Origin of the sequence: Micromonospora profundi (assembly GCF_011927785.1) — a bacterium.
GTDB classification, from domain to species: Bacteria; Actinomycetota; Actinomycetes; order Mycobacteriales; family Micromonosporaceae; genus Micromonospora; species Micromonospora profundi.
On the sequence record NZ_JAATJK010000001.1, the window covers coordinates 4,191,542 to 4,214,595 of the forward strand.

Consider the following 23,054-nt stretch of genomic DNA (forward strand, 5'->3'; position numbering starts at 1 on the left):
GCCCAGGCGCTCCGGGCCACAGCACTTAACCGGTTAATTGACTGGTGGGTGGACCCGCCATCGATCGCACATCGCGTCTTACGAACCGGACGGGAGGGTTGAGCTCTGCTGCCCTGGGTATCCCCGGACGATCCGGGCGGTGGGAAGGAGATACCAGGATGGTGAGCGTCGGCTACACCCTGATGTGCGAGCAGGCCGGTCCGAAGCAACTGGTCGACCACGCGGTACGCGCCGAGGCCGCCGGCTTCGACCAGCTGGTGATCTCCGACCACTACTACCCCTGGCTGGACGAACAGGGCCACTCCCCGTACGCCTGGTCGGTGCTCGGCGCGGTCGCCCACGCCACCTCCCGCGCGGAGCTGATGTCGTTCGTGACCTGCCCGATCCGCCGCTACCACCCGGCAGTGGTCGCGCAGAAGGCAAGCACCATCGGGGCGCTCTCGGACGGGCGGTTCACCCTCGGTCTGGGCGCCGGCGAGAACCTCAACGAGCATGTCGTGGGCGGCTGGCCGCACGTGCAGCAGCGGCACGAGATGTTCGAGGAGGCGTTGCAGATCATCCGGCCGCTGCTCAACGGCGAGACGCTCACCTTCTCCGGCAACCACTTCGACGTACCCGACGCCTACGTCTGGGACCGCCCGGAGCGGCCCGTGCCGATGGCGATCGCCGCCTCCGGCAGGCAGTCCGCCACCTTGGCCGCCGAATACGGCAACGGCCTGGTCTCCACCGAGCCCGACCGGCACCTCATCGAGATGTACGACGACGCCGGTGGCGCGGGCCAGCCCCGCTACGGGCAGGTGGCCATCTGCTACGGCCCGGACGAGGCGGAGTGCCGCAAGATCGTGCACGACCAGTTCCGCTGGTTCGGGCTGGGTTGGAAGGTCAACGCCGACCTGCCGGGGCCGGAGTCCTTCGCCGCCGCCACCCAGTTCGTCAGGGAGGAGGACGTCGCCGAGGGCGTCCCCTGCGGCCCCGACGTCGACGCGCACGTCGAGGCGTTCCGCAAGTTCGTCGACGCGGGCTTCACCCACGTGGCGATCATCCAGGTCGGCGGCGAGACCCAGCCGATGTTCCTGGACTGGGCGCAGGAGCAGTTGCTGCCCCGCCTGCGGGCGCTGTGAGGACGACCCCCACCGGTCGATTCGGTCGGGCGGAACTACGGCTGGCGCTCGCCGCGCCCCGGCCGGCCGCAGGGCTGACAAGCGAATGGCGGCTCGTCGACGGGTTACGCACGCACACAAGGCGCGGCTGCGACCCGGGCACCGGCGCACCGCCCGTGGTGCTTGTGCACGGGCTGGCGGTCTCGCACCGCTACCTCACCCCGCTGGCTGTCGCGCTCGCCGCTACCCATCCGGTGTACGTGCCGGACCTGCCCGGATTCGGGCTCACCGAACGCCCCCGGCGCGCCTACGACGTACGGCGGCACGCCGAGCACCTGGCCTCCTGGCTGGCCGCGTACCGGCTGCCGGCGGTCTGCCTGCTCGGGCACTCCTTCGGCGCTGAGGTGGCCGCCGCGCTCGCCGCGAGCGACCCCGGGTCCGTACGCGCGCTGGTGCTCGCCTCGCCGACAAGTGACCCGGCGGCACGGTCCCGCCGGGCGCTGTTCGGCAGGTGGCTTGTGGACACCTCGCGCGAGGCGCCGCTACAGGCGCCGATCCTGGTACGCGACGTGTGGAACGCCCGGCCCTGGCGGGTCTTCGCGTCGCTGTCGCACTCGGCCCGCAACGCCGTCGAGGCCGACCTGGTACGGATCACCGCGCCGACCCTCGTCGTCGCCGGTGCCCGGGATCCGGTGGTACCGGCGGGGTGGCGGGCTCAGGCGGCCCGGCTGGCCGGAGCCGACCTGGTGGTGGTCCCTGGTGCCGCGCACAACGTGGCCACCACCGCCCCGACGGCGGTCGCCGACGCGATCCGCCACCTGCTCGCCCCCGCTCTGACGACGCAACCCCCACTCTGACGACAAGGTGAACCAATGCGCTTCGGCAACACGGAAATCCGGCCCCTCGGCGGTGGCCTCGGCTGCCTGCTGATGGTCCTCTTCTCGATCCTCGCCTCGGTGGTGCTCACGGTGCTGCTCAACGTGGTGCTCTGAGCGGTTGGTCAGCGGCGCAGGCCCAGGGCGCTGAACACCTCGCGGGTGGCAAGCCGGGCCGGATCGAGGACCGATCGGCGGATCCACCGGGCCACCGGCGTCACAGTGGCCCGCCAGAGCGCCCGCACGCCACGCGCCACCGGCACGACGGTCACCGACCAGACCCACCGCACACCTTGCAGCAGCGGGACGACTGTGTGCCGCCACACCCAGCGCAGCGCACGCCCGAGCGGACGCAGCAGCAGCCGGTGGAGCTGCCGTAGCAGCCATCCGGCTGTCCGCCACGCGCCGAGCACCGCGGCGACGATCAGCAGGCCGACGCCCCGGATGGCCCACCAACACCACCGGCCCAGCCAGGTCAGCGCGGCGGCCACCGCACCGACGAGCACCCCGAACCCCTGCCACAGCTGCCGGCCCAGGGGAGCGAGCACCGCGCCCAGCCACCGCAGCGGCCGGACCACGCCCCGGTCGACGAGCCAGCGCACCGCGCGGCCCGACCAGACCAGCGGCGGGCGGATCACCACGCGCCCCAGCCACACCAGCGGCTCCCACACCAGCCAGCGCATCCCCCGCGCGGCCGCAAGCGCCACCGCCACCAGCAGGCCGCCGAGCGCCACGAGGGGCACCCAGACCAGCACGCGGGCACTCCATGCGAGGCCCCGCCCCAGCCAGACCAGCGGCAGCCAGACCAGGGTGCGCCCCGCCCAGACCAGCGGCAGCCAGAGCAGGGTACGCAGCGCCCAGGCCAGCGGCGCCAGCAGCCAGCGGTGCAGGAAGCGACCTGTCGGGTCGAGAACGTGGCGTTGCAGGAGCCGGCCGGAGGCCGCGATCAGCTCCCAGAGCAGGCGTACCGGAAGCACCACGATCAGCGCCACACCGCGCGCGACGGCCGCGACAGGCGAAAGCTCGACGGCGGCCGGCTCCGCCACGAAAGGATCGGGCGGGAGTCCTGCCGGACCGGTCACACAGGAGTCTCTCCTGTGGCCGAATGGCGGATCGCCGTGGCGGTCGTTCACGGTGGGCACGGTAACCGGTCGATGCCACAGCGGACATCCGGGTCGCGCCGCCGGTCAGTGGGGTGCCGGGTCCAGTGCCAGCTCGGCCAGCAGCGGATAGTGGTCGGAGGCGGTGTCGGCCACCCCGCCGCGAACCACCCGGCACTCACGCACCCGAGCGGCCACCTCCGGGGTGCCGAACAGGTAGTCCAGTCGCATCCCGGCGAATTCTGCCCCGCCGAAGCGGGTGGGCACTGTCAGACCGTCGGCCTCCGGCGCGCCGTCGGCAGAGGCGGGCCACAGGTCGACAAGCCCGGCGGCCAGCAACCGGGCGACGGCGCGAGTGTCCACGGCACCGCCGCCACGCCGCAGGTGCCGTCTCCGGTAGAGGTCGGGCAGCCCGGCCAGGCGTGCGGTGTGGTCGACGGTCGGGTCGAGCGAGTTGAGGTCACCGGCGACGAGCGTCAGCGACCCCGGAGCGCGTCGCGCCGCCGCCACCAGCCAGTCGACCTCCATCCGTCGGCGCCCCCCGGAGTACGGGTAGAGGTGGGTGCCGAGCACCGTCAGCGGGCCGGCCGAGGTGGCCACCACGACGCGGGCTGCGGCGTGGTGGAACGGCCGGCGCAGCGTGCCCGCGTCCAGGACGTGCAGCGGCGGCCGGACCAGCACCGCCACGGGCTGACCGAAGCAGGATCGGGCCAGGTGGGCCGTCATGCCCAGCCGGCCCGCCACCTGCGCCATGAGTCCGCCCCGGTCGAAGCCGCGCAACTCCTGCAACGCCAGCACGTCCGGTGCCAGCCCGGCGACGACCTCGACCACCTGGTCCAAGCGGTCGGGACCGCCACGGTCCCGACCGCCGGTGCGGATGTTCCAGGTCAGCACCCGCAGCACGGGACGCTCAGTCAGGCCGGCCGGCGCGCGCCAGCTCGTCGTCGAGGGTGTCCACGTCCTCCGACTCGATGGTCGGCTGGTTGCCTTCCTTCAGGTCGGCGTTCGGGCGGATGACGAAGTAGAGAAGTCCGATCCAGAGCGCGGAGAGCAGGATCGCGCCCATGAAGTCGGTCGGGTGGTGCATTCCCCGGTACATCCGCGAGGTGGCCACCCCGACCGGCACGATCACGGCCAGCGCCACGAAAATCCAACGCCACCAACGGTCGGTACGCGGAAACACGATGACGGTGATCGCGAGCCACACGCAGATCGTGGCCGCGATGTGCCCGGACGGGAACGACGAGGTGGGCATCGGCCCGTCCAGGTTCTCCACCGGCGGGCGCGGCCTGTCGACAGCCCGGGCCGAGGCGAGGAAGAGGGTCAGCTCGCCGATCATCGCCAGCGCCACGAACAGCACCGGACGCCAGCGGCGCCACACCGCGAGCACCAGCGGGCAGAACACGAGCGAGATCAGCAGAATCGCGTGGGTGTCACCGAACTTGCTCCACCACCAGCTCACGTCGGTCAACACATCGGTGTGCCGCTCGGCGAACCAGCGCGGCACCTCCGTGTCGAGGGTGTCGAAGAAGGTGCCCTTGGCGTGGTAGCTGACGTACATGCCGAAGGCGTACAGCGCGCCGAACACGAGCACCCAGCCGACAAGCAGTTCGGCCACCGCCGAGCGGGGATGGGCCAGCACGTGCTCCTCGGCCGGGGCGGGGGCGATGTCGTGCCCTGCCTCCGGCTCCAGCCCTTCGGCCAGCGACGGCACCGGCCGGCCACGCTCGCGCCGCCACAGCCGGAAGGCGTACGCGGTCACGCCGAGCCAGGCGGCGGCCAGCAGCCAGCCGGCGAACACGTCGGAGACGAAGTGCACTCCCAGCGCGATCCGGGTCAGCCCGATAAGCGCCACCAGCACGCCGACGCCGACGATCGCCGGCTTACGCCAGCGGGGCGCCATCGCCGGCAGGAACACCAGCAGCAGCGCGCCGTACGCGACGAACGAGCCGAGCGCGTGCCCACTCGGGAAGCTGTTGCCGGGGGCGCTGGCGATCGGCACGTCCACCACGGGGCGGAGCCGGCCGACGAGCGCCTTGAGCGACGGGTCGAGGATCAGACCACCGACACCCGTGATGATCAGGTAGACGGCCAGCCGGGACTGGCGCCGGATCAGCAGCCCGACCACGGCGATCGTGACGAGCCAGATGAGGATCGGCCGGCCGCCCAGGTCGGTCACCGCCTGGAGCACCGTGACGAGCGGATGGTGCGGCGCCACGAGCGAGTTGAACCACTCGGCCACCGCGTGGTCGGCGTCCTGCAACGGGCTCCACCGCGCCCGTACGAGCAACAGCAGCAGCCCGAAGGCCACCCCGGCGCCTGTGACGGCGACCAGACCCGCGATGCTCCGTTCGGCGAAATGACCGATCGGACGCCGCGCCACCTCTTTGACCGCGGTCACCCCGCACCTCCCTTGTCTACCTGGCGAGGCGCTTTACCCGATCCGCGTCGCGCGTACACGTGGGGCGGGTCGGAGGGCTGGTCAGAGGGCGGACATGTCGCCTGTGTCGAGGAGCTCGGAGCGGTCCGCCTCGGGCTCCCACAGGTCGGGTTGGGCGGGCTCCTGCACGCCGATCCGCAGCGCCTCCAGTTGGGCGGCGAAGGACAGCCCACCGAAGAGCGCCATGCCTGTGAGGTTGGCCCAGAGCAGCAGCGCCATCATGCCGGTCAACGCGCCGTAGGTCTGGCCGAAGTCGTCGCTGAACCGCACGTACGCGGCGAGCAGCAGGCTGGCCAGCCACCAGAGGGCGGTGGCGATGCCGGCGCCGAAGAACAGCCAGGACAGGCCGGGCTGCCGTCGACGCGGCGCATGCCGGAACAGCACGGCCACGGCGAGCACTGTCAGCCCGAGGCTCAGCGGGAAGCGGACCACGTCCCAGATGCCGTTGGCGAGCGCACCCCACTCGTAGTGCTTCCGTACCGAGTCGCCGACGGCGCCACCGGCGACCAGGATGAGGAAACCCGCAAGCGCGGGCAGGCCGGCGGTGACGGCCAGGACGGAGGCGCGGACGTACTTGCGCAGCGCCGGGCGGTCCCGTTCCACGCCGTAGATGCGGTTGGCGCCCCGTTCGATCTGGGCCATCGTGGTGGTCAACGTGACCAGCCCGGTGAGCAGACCGAGGGTGAGGGCCAACTCCCCGGCGTCCTCGACGCGTTCGCCCTCGCCGAGCAGTTCGGCGACCACCTGATCGCTCTGCCCGGGGCTGAGCGCCAGCACGGTGTCGGCGACGACCCGGCTGGCCTCGCCGCCCAGCTCGCTGATCAGGCCGGTGAGGGCGATCATGAACGGCACCACGGCGAGGCAGAGCTGCAACGCGAAGGCCCGCGCGTGGCTGAATCCGTCGCCGTAGCGGAACCGGACGAAGGCGTCGCGCAGCAGGTGCCAGCCGCCCTCGCGGCGCAGCGTGTGCCAGGCGTCGTCGGCGGACAGTTCGGCGTCGGCCATCAGCCGGGTCTCCGGCACTATCCGGGTGCTACTCACGGCGCGCTTCTTCGATCAGCTGCTCGCCCCGCTCCCCGGCGCCCTGCGCGTCCACGGCCAGGTCGGGGCTGTCCTCGGGTTGCGGAACGCAGAGCCACAGCGCCTGGGGTCGGACTTCGGCCCGCAGCTGCCGGCCCGGCGCGATGAGGTCGCCGTCCAGTTCCCGGGGCTGCGCCCGGTTGCTGGTGACCTCGATTTTCCGGCCGCGGAACACCTCCATCCGTGGCACCTGCCCACTGCGGCGGATCACCGCCCAGCCGAGCGCGAGCCAGTGCCGCAGGTTGCGCGGGGTGAGGACGGCGACGTCGAGCCAGCCGTCGTCGGGCTCGGCCTCGGTGAGCAGGTGTACGCCGCCCTGTAGGCGGCCCACGTTGGCGATGAGGACCGAGCGGGCGCGGCGGCGTACCGGCGGTCGGTCGTCGATGCGGATCTGCACCCGCATCGGCCGGTCGCGCAGGTGCCGGGCGGCGCCCACCACGTACGCGGGCCAGCCGATGCGGGCCTTTGTGGTCTCGTTGGTGGCGGCGAGCATCTGGGCGTCGAAGCCCATGCCGGCCATCACTGTGAAGTAGTTGTCCTCGACGGCGCCGACGTCGAGCAGCCGCCGACCCCGCTCGATGGCCACCTCGATCCCGGCGGCGAGGTCGGTGGAGAGGCCGAGGTTGGCGGCGAGCAGGTTGCCGGTGCCCTGCGGCAGCACCGCGAGGGCCACATCGGTGCCGACCAGCCCGCTGACGCAGGACATCACTGTGCCGTCGCCGCCGCAGGCGAAGACGAGATCGACGCCGGCCTTGACTGCCTGCTCGGTCTGCCCCCGGCCCGGGTCGTCGACGGTGGTCTCGAACCACTGTGGTTCGGGCCAGCCTGCGGTGGCCAGGGCGTCGTTCACAGTGCGGCGCAGCTCGTCGAGATCGTCGACCTTCACCGGGTTGACCACCACGGCGGAGCGCAGCCCGCCGTCGCCGCCCGAGGGCCGCCTGTCCTGTCCAGCATCCACGGCGCCAGTGTGCAGCACTGTGGCGGCTTCAGCGACCCGGCGAGCCGGCGGCGTCGGGAGTGCCACAGACAGGTTTCAAACGCCGCCGGACCTGGTCAGGCTGCCGTCCGCAGCGCGGTCTCCACCCGGGCGCGCAGGTCGTCGAGGCCCACCCCGGACTCGGTGAGCACGAGGGCGCCCAGCCCACCGCCCTCGCGGAGCACCCCGAGCAGGATGTGCTCGGTGCCGATGTGCCGGTGACGCAGCCGCAGCGCCTCACGTAGTGACAACTCCAGCGCCTTCTTGGACCGGGACGAGAACGGCCCGCCGAGGTACCGCTTGCGCCCCCAGCGACGACGGGGCGCCGGTACTGCCTCGCGCAGCGCGTCCGGGCCGAAGGACTGCTCGATCCGGGCGACGATCGCCGCCAGGTCGATGCCGATCTCCCGCAGGGCGGCGGCGTCCGCGTCGCCGAGGCCGGCGCCCCCCGTAGCGGTGTGCTGCCTGATCCGGGCGCGGAGGTCGTCGGCGCGTACGCCCGCGTCGGCGAGCACCCGGCTGGCCAGACCGGCGTCGTCGGCGAGCAGTGCGAGCAACAGGTGCTCGGTGCCGACCGGCCGCTGGCCCTCGTCCCGTGCCTCCTCCAGCGCCCGCCGCACCACGCTGCGAGCCCGGTCGGTGAACCGTTCGAACATCACGCCTCCCAGGATTTGTTGACCGCCGGCCGCCCGGCGTGCTTCTTGTGCACCGCCTGCCGGCTGACCTCGAGCGCGTCGGCGATCTCCTGCCAGGACCAGCCCTGTCGACGGGCGTTGTCCACCTGGACCACCTCGAGCCGCTCGAGCAGCCGGCGCAGCGCGCGGACGGCACGCAGGCCGACCCGTGGGTCGGTGCTGCCGGCCGCCGCCGCGAGTTCTGTCGCCTGACTCATGCCGTCAACATACGTTGACACCACCACCGTTGTCAACCTCAGTTGACGACGCGCCGGACAACGACGGCGATCCGCCCCGCCACCCCCTGCCACCCGACTACCCTCGGTGAGGGACAGCGCGGTCGTACCGGGCGCGACGCCCGGGAGGTGATATCGGATGGCGGCACCCGCCGACGCGGAGGTGCTCGTCGGCCTCGGCTCGGAGCACGACCTCGCGGTCGTCGAGCAGGCCACGCGGGAGGCCGCCGGGCACGGCCGAGCACTGCACCTGCTGCACGTCTTCAACTGGCAGGCGGCCTTCTCGGCGGACACCGTCGCCGCACCCCGACAGCAGGCCGAGGAGCTGATCACCCAGGCCGCCCAGCTCGCCCACCGGATCGAGCCCGATCTGACAGTGAACGCCGAGATCGTCGAGGGCGCCATGCTGCCCACCCTCATCCGCCGGTCCGAGACGGCCTTCCTGCTCGCGGTCGGCGACAGCGGGATGGCAGGCAGCGGCCAGGGCGTTCCCGCCGAGACATCTGCCGTGCAGTTGGCCGCGCGAGCCGGCTGCCCGCTGCTCGTGGTTCGCCGCGAACCTCCGCCACAGGGCCCGGTGCTGGTCGGCGTGGACGGTTCACCCAGCTCCCACCTTGCCCTGCGCTGGGCGCTGGCCTGCGCCGCGAGACGCGACACCCCCCTGCTGGCGATGCGGGTGGCGGAGACCGACGAGGACACCGACGCGGTCGCCGAGCAACTCGGCGAGGCCATGGACCGCCACGCCCACCACCACCCGGAGGTGTCCACCGAGTGCCGCGTCGTGCGCGGTGACCCAGGGAAGGTCCTTGTCGACACGTCCCGGTCGGCGCAGGTGGTGCTTGTCGCCGCCCGTGGCGACGAACCCGGACGAGCCATTCTGGGCGCCGTGGCCCAGTCCCTGCTCTACCACTCCCCCGCCCCCGTGGTCGTCGTACGCGGCCTGGCCGAGGTGCCGCTCGCCGGGCCGGGTACCCGCCCGAACCGGGACCGACGGCCCTGACGTAAGGCATCGACAGCGACGAGGCTGAAAGCCGGAGGCCCGCCCCTACCCGAGAGGCAGCATCATGGACACCGTTCTCGACGCGCAGCGCCCTCTCACCGACGACGAACTCCGTCGGCTGGACGCCTACTGGCGTGCCGCGAACTACCTCACGGTGGGGCAGATCTACCTGCTGGGCAACCCGCTGCTGCGCGAGCCGCTGACCCCCGAGGACATCAAGCCACGGCTGCTCGGCCACTGGGGCACCAGCCCCGGGCTCAACCTGATCTACGCGCACCTCAACCGGGTGATCGTGGCACGTGACCTCAACGCCATGCTGATCACCGGCCCCGGGCACGGCGGCCCGGCGATCGTGGCCAACACGTGGCTGGAGGGCACCTGGTCCGAGCGCTACCACGACGTGGCGTACGACGAGGCGGGGATGGCCCAGCTGTTCCGGCAGTTCTCCTTCCCCGGCGGCATCCCGAGCCATGTCGCGGCGGACGTGCCGGGTTCGATCCACGAGGGCGGCGAGCTGGGGTACGCAGTGAGCCACGCCTACGGCGCCGCGTTCGACAATCCGGACCTCGTGGTGGCCTGCGTGGTCGGTGACGGCGAGGCGGAGACCGGGCCGCTGGCCGGCAGCTGGCTGTCCAACGTTTTCCTCAACCCGGCGCGCGACGGCGCGGTGCTGCCCATCCTGCACCTCAACGGCTACAAGATCGCCAACCCGACAGTGCTGTCCCGGATCCCCGAGGAGGACCTGCTCGACCTCATGCGGGGCTCGGGCTACGAGCCGTACGTGGTGGCAGGCGACGAGCCGGCCCTGGTGCACCAGATGTTGGCGGCCACGCTGGACGAGGCGCTGGACGCGATAGCCGCGATCCAGCGTCAGGCCCGCTCGGGCGGCGCCGTCGAACGCCCCCGCTGGCCGATGATCATTCTGCGTACGCCGAAGGGCTGGACCGGCCCGGCGGAGGTCGACGGCACCCAGGTCGAGGGCACCTACCGCGCCCACCAGGTGCCGCTGTCGAAGGTCCGCGACAACCCGCAGCACCTCGCCGAGCTGGAGCAGTGGCTACGCAGCTACCGGCCCGAGGAACTGTTCGATGCCACCGGCGCCCCGGTGGAGGAGCTGCGGACGCTGCCGCCGCGCGGCGACAGGCGGATGAGCGCCAACCCGGTCACCAACGGCGGCCTGGTGCTGCGCGACCTCGACCTGCCCGACTTCCGGACGTACGGCGTGGACGTCCCGGAACCGGGCACGCCGATGGCCGGTGCGGCCGGCGTGCTCGGCCCGTGGATCCGCGACGTCATCGCCGCCAACCCGCAGACGTTCCGGCTGTTCGGCCCGGACGAGGTGGCCTCCAACCGGCTGGGCGCCGCCTTCGAGGTGACCGACCGTGTGTGGATGGCCGGCACGGTGCCCGGCGACGACCACCTCTCGCCCGACGGCCGGGTCATGGAGGTGCTCTCCGAGCATCTGTGCCAGGGCTGGCTGGAGGGTTACCTGCTGACCGGCCGGCACGGCGTGTTCACCAGCTACGAGGCGTTCATCCACATCGTCGACTCGATGGTCAACCAGCACGCCAAGTGGCTGAAGGTGACAAGGGCGATCCCGTGGCGGCAGCCGATCGCCTCGCTCAACTACCTGCTCTCCAGCCATGTGTGGCGGCAGGACCACAACGGCTTCTCCCACCAGGACCCGGGCTTCATCGACCACGTCGTCAACAAGAAGGCCGAGGTGGTGCGGGTGTACCTGCCACCGGACGCCAACACACTGCTCGCCACGATGGACCACTGCCTGCGCAGCAGGCACTACATAAACGTGGTGGTGGCCGGCAAACAGCAGGCACCGAACTGGCTCACAGTGGACGAGGCCGTCCAGCACACCCGCCGTGGCCTGGGCATCTGGGAGTGGGCCAGCAGCGACAGCGGCACCGAGCCGGACGTCGTGCTCGCCTGCTGCGGCGACGTCCCCACGCTGGAGACGCTTGCCGCCGCCGAGTTGCTGCGAAAGCACCTGCCGGAGCTGAAGGTACGGCTGGTGAACGTCGTCGACCTCATGCGCCTGCAACCGGAGACCGCGCACCCGCACGGCCTGCCGGACAACGAGTTCGACACCATCTTCACAGCGGACCGGCCGGTCATCTTCGCGTACCACGGCTATCCGTGGCTGATCCACCGACTCACCTACCGGCGTACCAACCACGAGAATCTGCACGTGCGCGGTTACAAGGAGGAGGGCACCACCACCACACCGTTCGACATGGTGATGCTCAACGACCTGGACCGGTTCCACCTGGTCATCGACGTCATCGACCGGGTGCCGGGGCTGGCCGCCCGCGCCGCGCACCTGCGCCAGCGGATGGTCGACGCCCGGCACGCGGCCCGGGACTACACCCGCGAGCACGGCGAGGACGATCCGCAGGTGGCGGAGTGGCGCTGGGTCCGCGAAACCGACCCGACGAATCGTTGAGGAGGACGACGTGCGTGACGCCGAGATCCTGGTCGGCTACGACGGCTCCACCGACGCCTCGGTGGCAGTGAACTGGGCGCTTGAGGAGGCCGAGCACAGCGGCCAGCCGGTGCGGCTGGCGTACGTCTTCGAGTGGTTGACAGTGGCCAGTTGGGTCGGTCCGGGCGTGGCACCCGGTATCTGGCCGGACGACACCGCCCGTCGACAGGTCGACGACCTGGTCCACAAGGCCGCGGCGGACGCCACGGCACAGCATCCCGGGCTGACAGTCACCGGCCAGGTGTACGACGGCCCGCCCGCGCTGGTGTTGCAGGAACGCTCGGCCGACGCCGGACTGCTGGTGCTCGGCAGCCGTGGCCACGGCGGGTTCGGTGGGCTGCTGGCCGGGTCGACGGCGGTGGCGGTCGCCGCGCACGCGCGGTGCCCCGTCGTGGTGGTCCGCGACGGGACCGCCGGCGGGACGGACGGGCCGGTAGCGGTCGGCGTGGACGGCTCGGAGCAGTCGCTCGTGGCGCTCGGCTTCGCTGCCGAACGGGCAGCGCGGCGGCGGGTGCCGCTGCGGGTGCTGCACGCCTGGACCGAAGGGCCGAGCGCGGCTGCCGGCGTGTCGGGCGAGCAGGCCGCCGTGGAGCAGGCAGTGGAGCCGTGGCGGCAGACGTTTCCCGAGCTGGCCGTCACCGTCGACCTCGTACCGGGCAGCCCGGCGGCGATGATGATCGAGGCGAGCCGCACCGCACGGCTTGTGGTGGTGGGCAGCCGGGGTCGGGGCGGGCTGGCCGGGATGCTGCTCGGCTCGGTCAGCCAACAGCTCATCCAGCACTCCGGGTGCCCCGTCGCCGTGGTCCGGGAACGCTGATCCCCACCCGGCCCGGCGGCTCAGCGGGGCTCGGGCTGCGGGTCGGACGGGTCGAGCGAGAAGAACTCCTCCTCTTCCTGGGCCAGGTGCAGCCGCAACAGCGCGTCCAACCCGTAGAGGGTGGCCAGCAGATCGGGCACCTGGTCCGGGCGCAGCCCACCGTCCGCGGTCTGGGCGAGCTGCGCCCCCAGCAGGTCGACCTGGCGGCGGATCTCCACATGCGCACGGCTCATCGTGGCGGTCGCCGTACCGCTGCCCAGCGGACCCGCCAACGCCGGATAGAGCTGCCGCTCCTCGGCCGCCTCGTGCGGCAGCACCTCGTCGGTGAGCCGGCGGTGCGTCTCCCGTACCGCCGGCAGACACCTCGGCGAGGCCGGGTCGGTGGCGACAAGGTCGGCGGTGTCGCGCAGGCCGGCCAGCACGTCGCGGACCCCCTTGTGTTCGGCGGCGAAGCGGGCGAGCAGTTCCCGGGTCGGCTGTGGGACGTCCCGGTGCCGCAGGCCGCCGCCGAGCGCCCGCAACGCGTTGAGGATGACAAGCACGTCGATGCCCTCCTGGAGGAACGCGCCCGCCACCGGGGGCAGCCGGCCGATGGCCGCCGCGATCATCGCCAGCACCGCCAGCCCCATCCCGACGGTGGCGCTCTGCACGGCGATCCGGCGGGCGTACCGGGCGATCTCCACCGCATCGGCGAGCCGGTCCAGCCGGTCCACCGTGAGCACCGCGTCGGCCACGTCCGCCGAGGCGCTCGCGCCTGTCGCACCCATCGCCACGCCCACGTGCGCCTGGGCGAGCGCCGGCGCGTCGTTCACCCCGTCACCGACCATCACGGTGACTGCCCGTTCGGCCTCGGCGCGGACGCGGGCCACCTTCTCCTGCGGCGTACAGCGGGCGAGCATGTCGTCCACGCCGACCTCCGCGGCGACCTGGGCGGCGGTGGCCGGCCGGTCGCCGGTCACCATCACGATGCGCCGCAGTCCCGCCGCGCGCAGCCGGCGTACGGTCCGGCGGGCGTCGGGGCGTACCGGGTCCTCCAACAGGATCGCGCCGAGCGGGCCGTCGTCGTCGCTGACCCACACCGTGGACCAGCCGGTCAGCTCGGTACGGGCCCGCGTCCGGTCCGCCCAGTCGGGCAGCTCGCCGGTGAACTGCCCGACCCGGATCAGCCGCCCGTCCACCCGGCCGCTGACCCCCACGCCCGGCTCCTCGGTCACCTCGGTCGGCTCGGTCAACGGCAGCCCCCGCTCGCGGGCCTGCCGCACCAACGCGGCGGCCAGCACGTGCGGGGAGAGCTGCTCGACGGAGGCGGCCAGCCGCAGCACCTCGTCCCGGTCGCCGCCCGGCGCGGCCACCGTCTCGGCGGCGCGCGGACGCCCCGCCGTCAGCGTGCCGGTCTTGTCCACGAGCAAGGTCTGTGCCCGGCCGAGCAGTTCCAGCGCGCCACCGTCGCGGACCAGCACCCCGCGCCGGGCCACCCGGGACAGCCCGGACACGATCGCGATCGGGGTGGCCAGCAGCAGCGGGCAGGGGGTGGCCACCACAAGCACCGCCACCGCCCGGACCACGTCGCCGGAGAGCAGCCACGCCAACCCGGCCAACACCAGCGTGAACGGCACGAACGCGGCGGCGTAGCGGTCGGCAAGCCGGACCGTCGGCGCCTTGCGGGCTGTCGCCTCCTCGGCCAGCCGGACGATCCCGGCGTACGTGCTCTGGGCGGCGCTCTTCGTGGCCCGCATGCCGAACCCGGCGCCGGCGTTGACCACACCGCTTGCGACCTGTTCGCCGGCGGCCCGCTGGACCAGCCGCGCCTCCCCGGTCACCACCGACTCGTCGAGCGTGACCGGTTCGTCGACGGTCCCGTCGACGGGCACCACGTCACCTGGGCCGACAAGCAACCGGTCCTGCACCGCCACCTGGTCCAGCGGCACCACCTCGATAGCCCCGCCCGGCCCCCGGCGACGCGCGGTACGCGGAGCGCGTTCCAGCAGTGCCCGCAGGTCCCGGGTGGCCCGGCGCTGCGCGTACGCCTCCAACGACCGTCCGGTGGCCACCATCACCGCGATCACCGCACCGGCCAGGTACTCGCCGACCCCGAGAGCCCCGGCCAGGGCCAGGACGGCGATCACGTCCACGCCGAAGTGCCGGTGCCACAGCGAGCGCAGCATCGACCAGAGCGCGGGCAGCAGCGCGGCCACCGTGACGGCCGCCCAGATCAGGTCTGCCGCGCCGACCCGGCCGGCGAGCCGCAACAGGGCACCCACGAGCACCGCGACGGTGAGCCCTACCAGCGGCGCCCACGCCCACCAGCGGCGGATGCGGCGTCGTGCCGGTTGTTCCGGCACGCATCCGGTCGCCTCCGCGCTCACCTTCGCATCGTCGCAGGCCAGGACCGTCACGGGCCGTGCACCGGACTTTTCGCAAGCCCGACGCGGACCATCCGGGTGCCGGCGGGACCACCTGACGACCCGACAGGGTCGGGACCTGCGGCCCGTGCGGGACGCCTCCGCATGTCACAGGATGGGGCGGCGAGCCACGCGGGTACCGGGTGGTGAGGCACGATGGTAGGAGACGAAAGGTCGTGAGAATGAGTCAGGAACGTCAGCTGACCACCGCACTCGCGGAGGCCGCCGCGACCGCTGGGCACGCGCCCTCGGTGCACAACACTCAGCCGTGGCGCTGGCGGGTGCTGCCCGAGGCGCTGGAGCTGCGTACTGTCGCGGACCGGCGACTCTCGGCCACCGACCCGGAGGGCCGGCTGCTCGCGATCAGCTGCGGCGCCGCCCTGCAACACGCACGGTTGGCACTCGCCGCGGAGGGCTGGCGCGCTGTGGTGCAGCGGATGCCCGACCCGGGCGACCCCGAACTGCTGGCCCGGCTCACCGGCCTGACCCGCACCAGCGCCGACCCCGACGCCATGCGGATGGTGCAGTGCATGTCGGTGCGGCACACCGACCGGCGACCGGTGAGCGACGAGCCGGTGCCGACGGCCGCGATCGGGGAGATCACCCGCGCGGTCACCGCCGAGGGATGCCGGTTGCAGATCCTCAACCAGGACCAGGTGCTGGAGTTGGCGGCCACCGCCGGGCGCGCCGACACGGTCGAGGCCGAGGACCAGGAGCTGCGCGCCGAGCTGGCGTACTGGACCAGCCAGGCCGGAAGCGGCACCGGCCTGCCGCCGGACGTACTTCCCGACCAGCCGCCGCAGACCACGGTGCCGGGCCGCGACTTCGGCCGCCCCGGCAGCCTGCCCGTCGGTCCCGGCCACGACCGGGCGGCGGCGTACGCGCTGCTGCACGGCGACGAGGACGAGCCGGACAGCTGGCTGCGTGCCGGTGAGGCGCTCTCCGCCGCCTGGCTGACGGCCACCCGGCTGGGCGTGTCGGTGGTCCCGCTCAGCGCTGTGGTGGAGGTTCCGGCCACCCGGCAGACCCTGCGTCAGATGCTCGCGGGGATCGGCTACCCGTACATCGTGCTGCGGTTGGGAATCGCGGACCCGGCGGTGGCCGGCCCGCCGCACACACCGCGGTTGCCCGCCGACCAGGTGGTCGACACCTCAGCGGTGCGCGACGAGCTGGGCTGAGGCACGCGACAGCGGCGACGCCTCCGGCCGTATGATCTTCGGGTGACCAGCACCGATCCGCCGCATCGCCCGGAAGTCCCGGTGACGCCGTCGCTCGGGCTGAGCCCGCTGTCGCGGGTACGCCTCGACGAGCTGCTCCAGGAGATGCTGGACCGCGTCGGCGAGGTGATGACCAGCCGGGAACGGCTGCGGGCGCTGCTGGACGCGGTGGTCGGCATCGGCACCAACCTGGACCTGCGCAGCACCCTGCAACGGATCGTGCAGGCGGCCTGCGAGCTTGTCGGCGCCCGGTACGGCGCGCTGGGCGTGGTGGGTCCGGACCGAATGTTGCACGACTTCATCGTGCACGGCATCACGCCGGAGCAGCACGAGCAGATCGGTGACCTGCCGCACGGGCGCGGTGTGCTCGGTCTGCTCATCGACGATCCCCGGCCGTTGCGGATGCCGGACATCACCAAGCACCCGTTGTCCTACGGCTTCCCGGCCAACCACCCGCCCATGCACACCTTCCTGGGCGTGCCGGTGCTCATCCGGGAGCAGGTGTTCGGCAACCTCTACCTGGCCGAGAAGAACGGCGGCGCGCAGTTCACCGACGACGACGAGGAAATCGTCGTCGCGCTCGCCGCCGCCGCGGGCGTGGCCATCGAGAACGCCCGCCTGTACGCCCTGGCGCACCGGCGGGAACGCTGGCTGGCCGCCACCGCCGAGATCACCACCGTGCTGCTCGGTGAGGTCCGCCGCACCGACGCGTTGACGCTTGTCGCCCGGCGGGCCCGGGAGGTCGCCGAGGCGGAGCTGGCGCTGGTGCTGCTGCACGACGCCGACACCAACCAGTTCACAGTGGAGGTGGTCGACGGCGCCGACGAGCAGGCCAGGGCGCTTGTCGGCACGGTCCTGCCGGCCGCCGACACCAGCTTCGGCACGGCGGTGGCCGAGGGCCGACACGCCGAGGTCGACGACCTGGCGCACGCTGCGCCGTGGCCGGCGCTGCTGCACACCGGCCCGGCGACGATCTCGCCGCTGGCCACCGCCGAGACGCTGCACGGCGTGCTGATCGTGGCCCACCCGGCGGAACGCGGCGGCGGCACCAGCAAGGAGGACGTGGCACTGCTGGGCAGCTTCGCCGGGCAGGCCGCACTGGCAATGGAACGGGCGCGCGGTCAGGAGGAGCGGGAGCTGCTGGTGGTCCTGGAGGACCGCGAGCGGATCGCCCGGGACCTGCACGACGTGGTGATCCAGCGGCTCTTCGCCACAGGCCTGCAATTGCAGAGCGCCGCGCCGATGGGCCGCCCGGAGGTGGCCAACCGGATCAACGCGGCCGTCGACGATCTCGACGCCACCATCCGCGACATCCGCCGGACCATCTTCGAGCTGCGTACACCGATGTCCGCCGCGCTGCGCACCGAGATCCGGGAGGCGGTCGAGGCCGCCGCCGAGTCACTGGGCCACCGACCGCGCCTGGATCTGACCGGACCTGTGGACAGCGCCGTCCCGGACGCCATCCGCCCGGACCTCATCGCCGTGCTGCGCGAGGCACTGTCGAACGCGGTCCGCCACGCGCAGGCCACCCAGGTGGCAGTCGCCGTCCGCGTCGCCGACGGCCAGGTCTCCGTCACCGTCACCGACAACGGGGTGGGCTGCGACCCCGCCGCCGCCCGGGGCGGGCTCGTCAACCTGCGGGAACGGGCCGACCGCCTCGCCGGCACCTTCACCATCCGCCCGGTCGACCCGCACGGCACCGAGGTGTGCTGGTCGGTGCCGCTGCGCGACTGACCGGCACGGGGTGTGCTGGTCGGCTGAGCGGCACCGGACGGGTCAGGGCGTCTTGCCGAGCAGGCGGGTGGCCAGCACCGCCGCCTGGGTGCGGCGCTCCAGGCCGAGCTTCGCCAATACGCTGGACACGTAGTTTTTCACAGTCTTCTCGGCCAGGAACATCTTTCCGGCGATCTCCCGGTTGGTCAGCCCTTGCGCCACGTACTCCAGGATCCGCCGCTCCTGCTCGGTGAGCGACTTCAACTCGCGTGGCTCCTCGACGCCGTTGCGGATGCGCTCCAGGACCCGGGTCGTGATCGCCGGGTCGAGCAGCGACTGCCCGGCCGCCACCCGGCGTACGGCGTCGACAAGATCGGTGCCGCGGATCTGCTTGAGCACGTATCCGGCCGCGCCCGCCATGATCGCCGCGAACAGCGCCTCGTCGTCCTCGTACGAGGTGAGGATGAGGCCCTTGATTGACGAGTCGACGGCACGGACGTCCCGGCACACGTCGATGCCGTTGCCGTCGGGCAGGCGGGCGTCGAGGATCGCCACGTCGGGCCGCAACGCCGGAATGCGGCGGGCCGCCTCCTGCGCGGAGCCGGACTCGCCGACAACCTCGATGTCGCCGCTGCTCTGGAGCAGGTCGGCCAGGCCACGGCGGACGACCTCATGGTCGTCGAGGAGGAACACGCGGATCATCCCTCGTTTCTACAGGCGCCGAGGGCCGGCTGCACGGGCCGAAGGTCCCGACCCGCCGTAACACGTCCGTGCGGCGCGTCCGAAGGGGCTCCGGCAGGGTCGGTCGGGCCCACCGGATCGGGACGTAAGGCCCTGCTCAGCGGGCACCCCACGGGCGGACCGTAGGGGTGTCAGCGGTCGCGGCGTTTTCCCGCCGTCGGCCCACCGGGAAGGGAGCATCGCCATGGACGTCGGCTACACAGCGGACCAGCTACGGGCCGCCGCCGTGGACGCGGTTCGGGCACCGTCGTTGCACAACACCCAGCCGTGGCGGCTGCGGCTGCGCGACGGCGGCATCGAGGTGCTCGCCGACCCGACCCGCCGACTGCCGGCTACCGACCCGAGCGGGTGGGGTGTCCGGATCGCCTGCGGCGCAGCGCTGTTCAACCTGCGGATGGCGCTCGCCGTCGCCGGTACGCCGGCGCAGGTGCGGCTGCGCCCCGACCCCGCCGAACCGGACCTGCTGGCCCGGCTGGTGCCGGACATGCCGCGCCGCCCCACCCCCGCCGAGCAGAGCCTGCACGCGGCCATCCCCCGCCGCTTCAGCAACCGGTTGCCGTTCTGGCCGGACCCGGTGCCTGCCGACGTCCGGTGGCGCCTCGGCGAGGCGGCCCGCGCCGAGCAGTGCTGGTTGGAGCTGGTGATCGGGGTGAGCGCGGTGACCGCCTTCGGTGAGGTCGCCCGCAGCGCGCACCGGGTGCTGGAACGCGACCCCGCCTACCTTGCCGAACGCGAGGCGTGGCTGCGCCGGGAGCCCGCGCCGGACGGCGTGCCCGTCCGAGCCGGCGGCCCGCAGGGCGAGCCGCAGGACGTGCTGCCGACGCGCGGTTTCGGTAGCCGGGACCGGGCACCGGGGCGGGACTTCGAGCCGGAACCCCTGGTGGGGGTGCTCGGCTCGGTCGGCAACACCGCTGTGGACCAGGTGATCGCCGGCCAGGCCATGCAGCGGCTGCTGCTCACCGCCACCGACGCCGGGCTCAGCGTGTCGATGCTGTCCCAGCCGATCGAGGTGCCCACCGCGCGGGAGCAGTTGCGGCTGTCGCTGGGGCGGTTCGGCACGCCGCAGATGGTGCTGCGGATCGGCTACGGCCAGCCGGGTCGACCCACTCCGCGTCGGAGCGTCGACGAGGTGCTGGACCTGCCGGTCGTGCAGGCCTGAGACCGGCGCCGCCGGCCCACCCGGTCAGGCGAGCAACGCCGCCTCCCGCTCCGCGTCCAGCCCCACCGCCACCCGGGCCGGACGTCCGGCGCGGGGCGGCACCGACCCGACGGCACGTAACCACCGCCAGGTGTCGGCGACCGTGTCGGCCACCGGGCGGCAGGTCAGCCCCGCCGCGTACGCCTTCTCCACGCCGCGCTCCTGCAACCACCGGAACTCGTGACCTGGCGGAATCCAGATCGGCAGGTCGTTCCAGGGGACCACCCCGGCGGCGAGGATCGACTCCGGGTCGGTCCAGCGCAGTCGGGCGTCGGAGCCGGTCACCGCGACGATCGACGCCAGCAGTTCGCCAATCGTGGTGTGCCCGCTACGACTGATGACGTTGAACGCGCCGCCAACCCCTTCGGCTGCCCGGTCGAGCGTCCAACCGGCCAGGTCCCGCACGTCGATGTACTGCACGGGCAGGTCCGCCGGGCCGGGTGCCAGCACGTCGCCGCCGCGGGCCACCCGTTGCAGCCACCACGGCAACCTGCCGATGTCCTCCCCCGGGCCGAGGATGAGACCTGCGCGGACCAGCAGGGCCCGCTCGCCGTAGACCTCCGTCGCGGCCAACTCCCCACCCGCCTTGCACTGCGCGTAGTCGCCGTCGGTGGCGTCGGCCGAGGCCTCCACTGTGGGTGCCCCCTCGCCTACCTGTGCGGGCGGGGACGCGACGTACACCGATCCGCTGGAGATGTAGGTGTACTGCCCGACCCTGCCGGCCAGCGCGCGGGCCGCGTCCCGCACCCCGCGAGGGGCGCCGTCCCAGGTGTCGACCACCAGATCCCACTCGCCGTCCGCCAGCGCCGCGAGGCCGTCCGGCGCGGTCCGGTCACCCCGCAACCGGTGTACGCCGGGAGGAACCCTGCCGTGCACGCCTCTGTTGAACACCGTCACCGACCAGCCGCGACCGACCGCCTCGGCGACCGTCGCCCCGCCCACGAAACCCGTACCGCCAAGCATCAGCAGCCTCATACGCCCCACCTTTGCGGCAAGGGGCGGCAAACCGGTAGCGGATCTGCCCGTGGCAGAACACTCGGGTGTGCAGCCGCCGCGGCAGCGCCGCCCGGCTGGGGGTCACCCAACCGGACGGCGAGTGGACTGTCGACTCTCAGGGTCAACGGCTCGTCGAGCGCGCCGCCCTGTCGATCAGGCTCGCCACGGCCTGCGGACGGGAGACAGTGACGGCGTGCGAAGCCTTGATCTCCACGGTGTGCGCACCCGCCCGCTCGGCCATGTAGCGCTGGGCCTTCACCGGGATAGCCAGGTCGTCGGTGGCGATCATGTTCCACGACGGAATGCTGGTCCAGGCGGCCTTCGTGGCCTGACCGTTCAGCGCCGCCGCCGTGACCGGCCTCTGGGTGGCCGCCATCACGTCCGCGATGTCCCGCGGAACGTCGGGGGCGAAGACCGCGCCGAACTTCCGCTGCTGGACGTAGAGGTCGGTGCCGGAGCCGCCGCCGGGCATCGGGAAGGGCACCTCGTCCAGCGAAACCGCCAACACGTTACCGGGGAACTTCCCGGACAGGTCTGTCGTGCTCTCGCCGGGCTTCAGCATGAAGCTGGCAACGAAGACCAGGGCCTTGACGTCCCGGTCGCCCGCGACCGCCTCGCTGAGCACCGAACCACCGTACGAGTGGCCGACCACCACCACCGGCCCGGACACGCTGTCGACCACCGAGCGCACGTACTCCGCGTCGCTCTGCAGGTTGCGCAGAGGGTTGGCGGGGGCGATCACCGGATAGCCGTCCCGCTTGAGGTGCTTGACGACGCCGTTCCAGCTGGAGGCGTCGGCGAACGCACCGTGCACCAGCACGATGGTCGGCTTCTTCACCGTCGGACGCTGCCCGGCCCCGCTGGCCGAACTGGCGACCAACGCGACAGCCACGACGCCGGCGGTGGCCGCTGCCACGACCGCCTTCCGCCCAGCGGCCGGCAGAAGCTTGGACATCCGAAAACTGATCATCGGAAACACCCTCCAGGAAGGACCGAATACGCGAGTACGGTTCGGCCAGGTAGCCCCACCGTTGCGGCGGTGGATCGACCTTCGCAGCGCGCAGCCGACCGGGAATCAGTCATCCATCTCTGCGGATCACGCCGCTGGTGACCGTCGTATCGGCCTGGGTGGTGCGCCCCCCACCACAGTGGGCGGTGTCGACGTGACAGCTAGATCGACCTGCCGGGGCCGTCGAGGGGCGAGGTTAGGTCATTCGACCGATGGCACCCCGGCCACGCCGAACGGATGCGGGTGTCGCCGACGAACAAGGGCCGAACCCGAAGGCCCAGCGCTTTGATCAGCAAGAATATGGTGGGCGATACTGGGTTTGAACCAGTGACCTCTTCCGTGTCAAGGAAGCGCGCTCCCACTGCGCCAATCGCCCGTGGTGACCGCCTGCCTCAAGGAGCCAGGCCCTGAGGGGCGAATCGCGAGCGGACGACGGGATTCGAACCCGCGACCCTCACCTTGGCAAGGTGATGCGCTACCAGCTGCGCTACGTCCGCACGTCCCGACAAGCGCCGGTGACAGTCGAACTCTACCCGATGCCAAGATCGCCCGGCGCGGCCCCCTCAAGCATTGGCGATTGCTCTGCTCCACCTCGGGGTACTGATGAACCTCGACAGCGCACCACACCCCCTTAAGGAGGCTGTCGTGGGTATCGGCACCAGCATCTTCCTGATCGCGCTCGGCGCGATCCTCACCTTCGCGCTCGACGCCAGCGTCGGCGGCCTCGACCTCGACGTGGTCGGTTGGATCCTGATGGGCGCCGGCGTGCTCGGCCTCATCATGACCACGCTGATCTGGGGTCGTCGCCGGCAGGTGGTCACCACCGAGGAGCAGCCGGTGGAATACCGGCGGGTCGAGGAGCGGCGGGACGTCGCCCCTCCGCTGTGAGGATCCTCTTCCGGGTCGGCCGCCTCGATCGAGACGGCCGACCCGTTCGCGCGTGACCAGGGCTCCGCGCAGGCCTCCCCAGCGGCGGGTTTGCG

Annotated in this window: 20 protein-coding genes and 2 tRNA genes; 9 read left to right on the forward strand and 13 right to left on the reverse strand. The window is 72.4% G+C overall.

Features of this window, described 5'->3' with window-relative positions:
• Nucleotides 1-158 precede the first annotated feature (158 nt).
• Together F4558_RS18350 and F4558_RS18355 are read left to right on the forward strand one after the other, a co-directional pair.
• Nucleotides 159-1,121: a TIGR03557 family F420-dependent LLM class oxidoreductase gene (locus F4558_RS18350; RefSeq protein ID WP_167945260.1), complete on the forward strand. Its 963-nt coding sequence runs from the start codon at nt 159-161 to the stop codon at nt 1,119-1,121.
• Complete coding sequence (locus F4558_RS18355) at nt 1,118-1,957, forward strand: alpha/beta fold hydrolase (RefSeq protein ID WP_053653564.1); 840 nt, start codon at nt 1,118-1,120, stop codon at nt 1,955-1,957. The genes F4558_RS18350 and F4558_RS18355 overlap by 4 nt, the downstream gene beginning before the upstream one ends.
• Before the next feature lie 143 nt (nt 1,958-2,100).
• Here F4558_RS18355 and F4558_RS18360 read toward each other — a convergent pair whose 3' ends face one another.
• From F4558_RS18360 to F4558_RS18390, 7 genes are all read right to left on the reverse strand, one after another.
• The gene (locus tag F4558_RS18360; RefSeq protein WP_053653563.1) at nt 2,101-3,021 is read right to left on the reverse strand and encodes a hypothetical protein; all 921 of its coding nucleotides are present in this window, start codon (nt 3,019-3,021) and stop codon (nt 2,101-2,103) included.
• Between the two features lie 141 nt (nt 3,022-3,162).
• Nucleotides 3,163-3,978 carry an endonuclease/exonuclease/phosphatase family protein gene (locus tag F4558_RS18365; protein ID WP_053653562.1) on the reverse strand — a complete coding sequence of 272 codons (816 nt, stop codon included), beginning with the start codon at nt 3,976-3,978 and terminating at the stop codon, nt 3,163-3,165.
• 7 nt (nt 3,979-3,985) lie between these two features.
• On the reverse strand, nt 3,986-5,476 hold the full coding sequence (locus F4558_RS18370; protein WP_167945262.1) for a phosphatase PAP2 family protein: 1,491 nt from the start codon (nt 5,474-5,476) through the stop codon (nt 3,986-3,988).
• A gap of 81 nt (nt 5,477-5,557) precedes the next feature.
• Nucleotides 5,558-6,556 carry a YihY/virulence factor BrkB family protein gene (locus F4558_RS18375; RefSeq protein WP_167945263.1) on the reverse strand — a complete coding sequence of 333 codons (999 nt, stop codon included), beginning with the start codon at nt 6,554-6,556 and terminating at the stop codon, nt 5,558-5,560.
• Nucleotides 6,549-7,553 (reverse strand): diacylglycerol/lipid kinase family protein, encoded by a 1,005-nt coding sequence (locus F4558_RS18380; protein ID WP_053653680.1) that lies wholly within the window; start codon nt 7,551-7,553, stop codon nt 6,549-6,551. Before F4558_RS18380 ends, F4558_RS18375 begins: the two co-directional genes overlap by 8 nt.
• A gap of 95 nt (nt 7,554-7,648) precedes the next feature.
• Nucleotides 7,649-8,227 carry a Clp protease N-terminal domain-containing protein gene (locus F4558_RS18385; RefSeq protein ID WP_053653559.1) on the reverse strand — a complete coding sequence of 193 codons (579 nt, stop codon included), beginning with the start codon at nt 8,225-8,227 and terminating at the stop codon, nt 7,649-7,651.
• A complete protein-coding gene (locus F4558_RS18390) occupies nt 8,227-8,463 on the reverse strand; it encodes an HTH domain-containing protein (protein ID WP_053653558.1) in 237 nt (78 codons plus the stop codon). Before F4558_RS18390 ends, F4558_RS18385 begins: the two co-directional genes overlap by 1 nt.
• Before the next feature lie 157 nt (nt 8,464-8,620).
• Between F4558_RS18390 and F4558_RS18395 the strand changes: the two genes are divergently transcribed.
• The 3 genes from F4558_RS18395 (at nt 8,621) to F4558_RS18405 (ending at nt 12,795) form a co-directional block, all read left to right on the forward strand.
• Complete coding sequence (locus F4558_RS18395) at nt 8,621-9,481, forward strand: universal stress protein (protein ID WP_053653557.1); 861 nt, start codon at nt 8,621-8,623, stop codon at nt 9,479-9,481.
• A 64-nt stretch (nt 9,482-9,545) separates the two neighbouring features.
• Nucleotides 9,546-11,939 (forward strand): phosphoketolase family protein, encoded by a 2,394-nt coding sequence (locus F4558_RS18400; protein WP_167945265.1) that lies wholly within the window; start codon nt 9,546-9,548, stop codon nt 11,937-11,939.
• Between the two features lie 10 nt (nt 11,940-11,949).
• Complete coding sequence (locus F4558_RS18405; RefSeq protein WP_167945267.1) at nt 11,950-12,795, forward strand: universal stress protein; 846 nt, start codon at nt 11,950-11,952, stop codon at nt 12,793-12,795.
• Nucleotides 12,796-12,815: 20 nt separating this feature from the next.
• Here the strand turns inward: F4558_RS18405 and F4558_RS18410 are convergent, their stop codons facing one another.
• Nucleotides 12,816-15,161, reverse strand: a complete 2,346-nt coding sequence (locus F4558_RS18410) for a heavy metal translocating P-type ATPase (protein WP_167945269.1) — start codon at nt 15,159-15,161, stop codon at nt 12,816-12,818.
• A gap of 218 nt (nt 15,162-15,379) precedes the next feature.
• Here F4558_RS18410 and F4558_RS18415 point away from each other — a divergent pair, with 218 nt between their 5' ends.
• Nucleotides 15,380-16,375 carry an Acg family FMN-binding oxidoreductase gene (locus tag F4558_RS18415; protein WP_167945270.1) on the forward strand — a complete coding sequence of 332 codons (996 nt, stop codon included), beginning with the start codon at nt 15,380-15,382 and terminating at the stop codon, nt 16,373-16,375.
• A 99-nt stretch (nt 16,376-16,474) separates the two neighbouring features.
• Entirely contained in the window at nt 16,475-18,148 is a 1,674-nt protein-coding gene (locus F4558_RS18420) for a sensor histidine kinase (RefSeq protein WP_053653676.1), read from the forward strand.
• A gap of 42 nt (nt 18,149-18,190) precedes the next feature.
• Here the strand turns inward: F4558_RS18420 and F4558_RS18425 are convergent, their stop codons facing one another.
• Nucleotides 18,191-18,829 carry a response regulator gene (locus F4558_RS18425; RefSeq protein WP_053653553.1) on the reverse strand — a complete coding sequence of 213 codons (639 nt, stop codon included), beginning with the start codon at nt 18,827-18,829 and terminating at the stop codon, nt 18,191-18,193.
• 223 nt (nt 18,830-19,052) lie between these two features.
• On the opposite strand from F4558_RS18425, the gene F4558_RS18430 reads away from it, so the two are divergent.
• Complete coding sequence (locus tag F4558_RS18430; RefSeq protein ID WP_053653552.1) at nt 19,053-20,027, forward strand: Acg family FMN-binding oxidoreductase; 975 nt, start codon at nt 19,053-19,055, stop codon at nt 20,025-20,027.
• Between the two features lie 24 nt (nt 20,028-20,051).
• On the opposite strand, the gene F4558_RS18435 is transcribed toward F4558_RS18430, so the two are convergent.
• The 4 genes from F4558_RS18435 to F4558_RS18450 all read right to left on the reverse strand — a co-directional run bounded on the left by F4558_RS18435 (nt 20,052) and on the right by F4558_RS18450 (nt 22,568).
• The gene (locus F4558_RS18435; RefSeq protein ID WP_167945272.1) at nt 20,052-21,041 is read right to left on the reverse strand and encodes an NAD-dependent epimerase/dehydratase family protein; all 990 of its coding nucleotides are present in this window, start codon (nt 21,039-21,041) and stop codon (nt 20,052-20,054) included.
• A 142-nt stretch (nt 21,042-21,183) separates the two neighbouring features.
• Complete coding sequence (locus F4558_RS18440) at nt 21,184-22,032, reverse strand: alpha/beta hydrolase (protein WP_053653550.1); 849 nt, start codon at nt 22,030-22,032, stop codon at nt 21,184-21,186.
• Between the two features lie 340 nt (nt 22,033-22,372).
• A tRNA-Val gene (locus F4558_RS18445) sits at nt 22,373-22,447 on the reverse strand.
• Between the two features lie 48 nt (nt 22,448-22,495).
• Nucleotides 22,496-22,568: transfer RNA gene (locus F4558_RS18450), tRNA-Gly, on the reverse strand.
• 148 nt (nt 22,569-22,716) lie between these two features.
• On the opposite strand from F4558_RS18450, the gene F4558_RS18455 reads away from it, so the two are divergent.
• Complete coding sequence (locus F4558_RS18455) at nt 22,717-22,959, forward strand: DUF6458 family protein (RefSeq protein WP_053653674.1); 243 nt, start codon at nt 22,717-22,719, stop codon at nt 22,957-22,959.
• Nucleotides 22,960-23,054 lie beyond the last annotated feature (95 nt).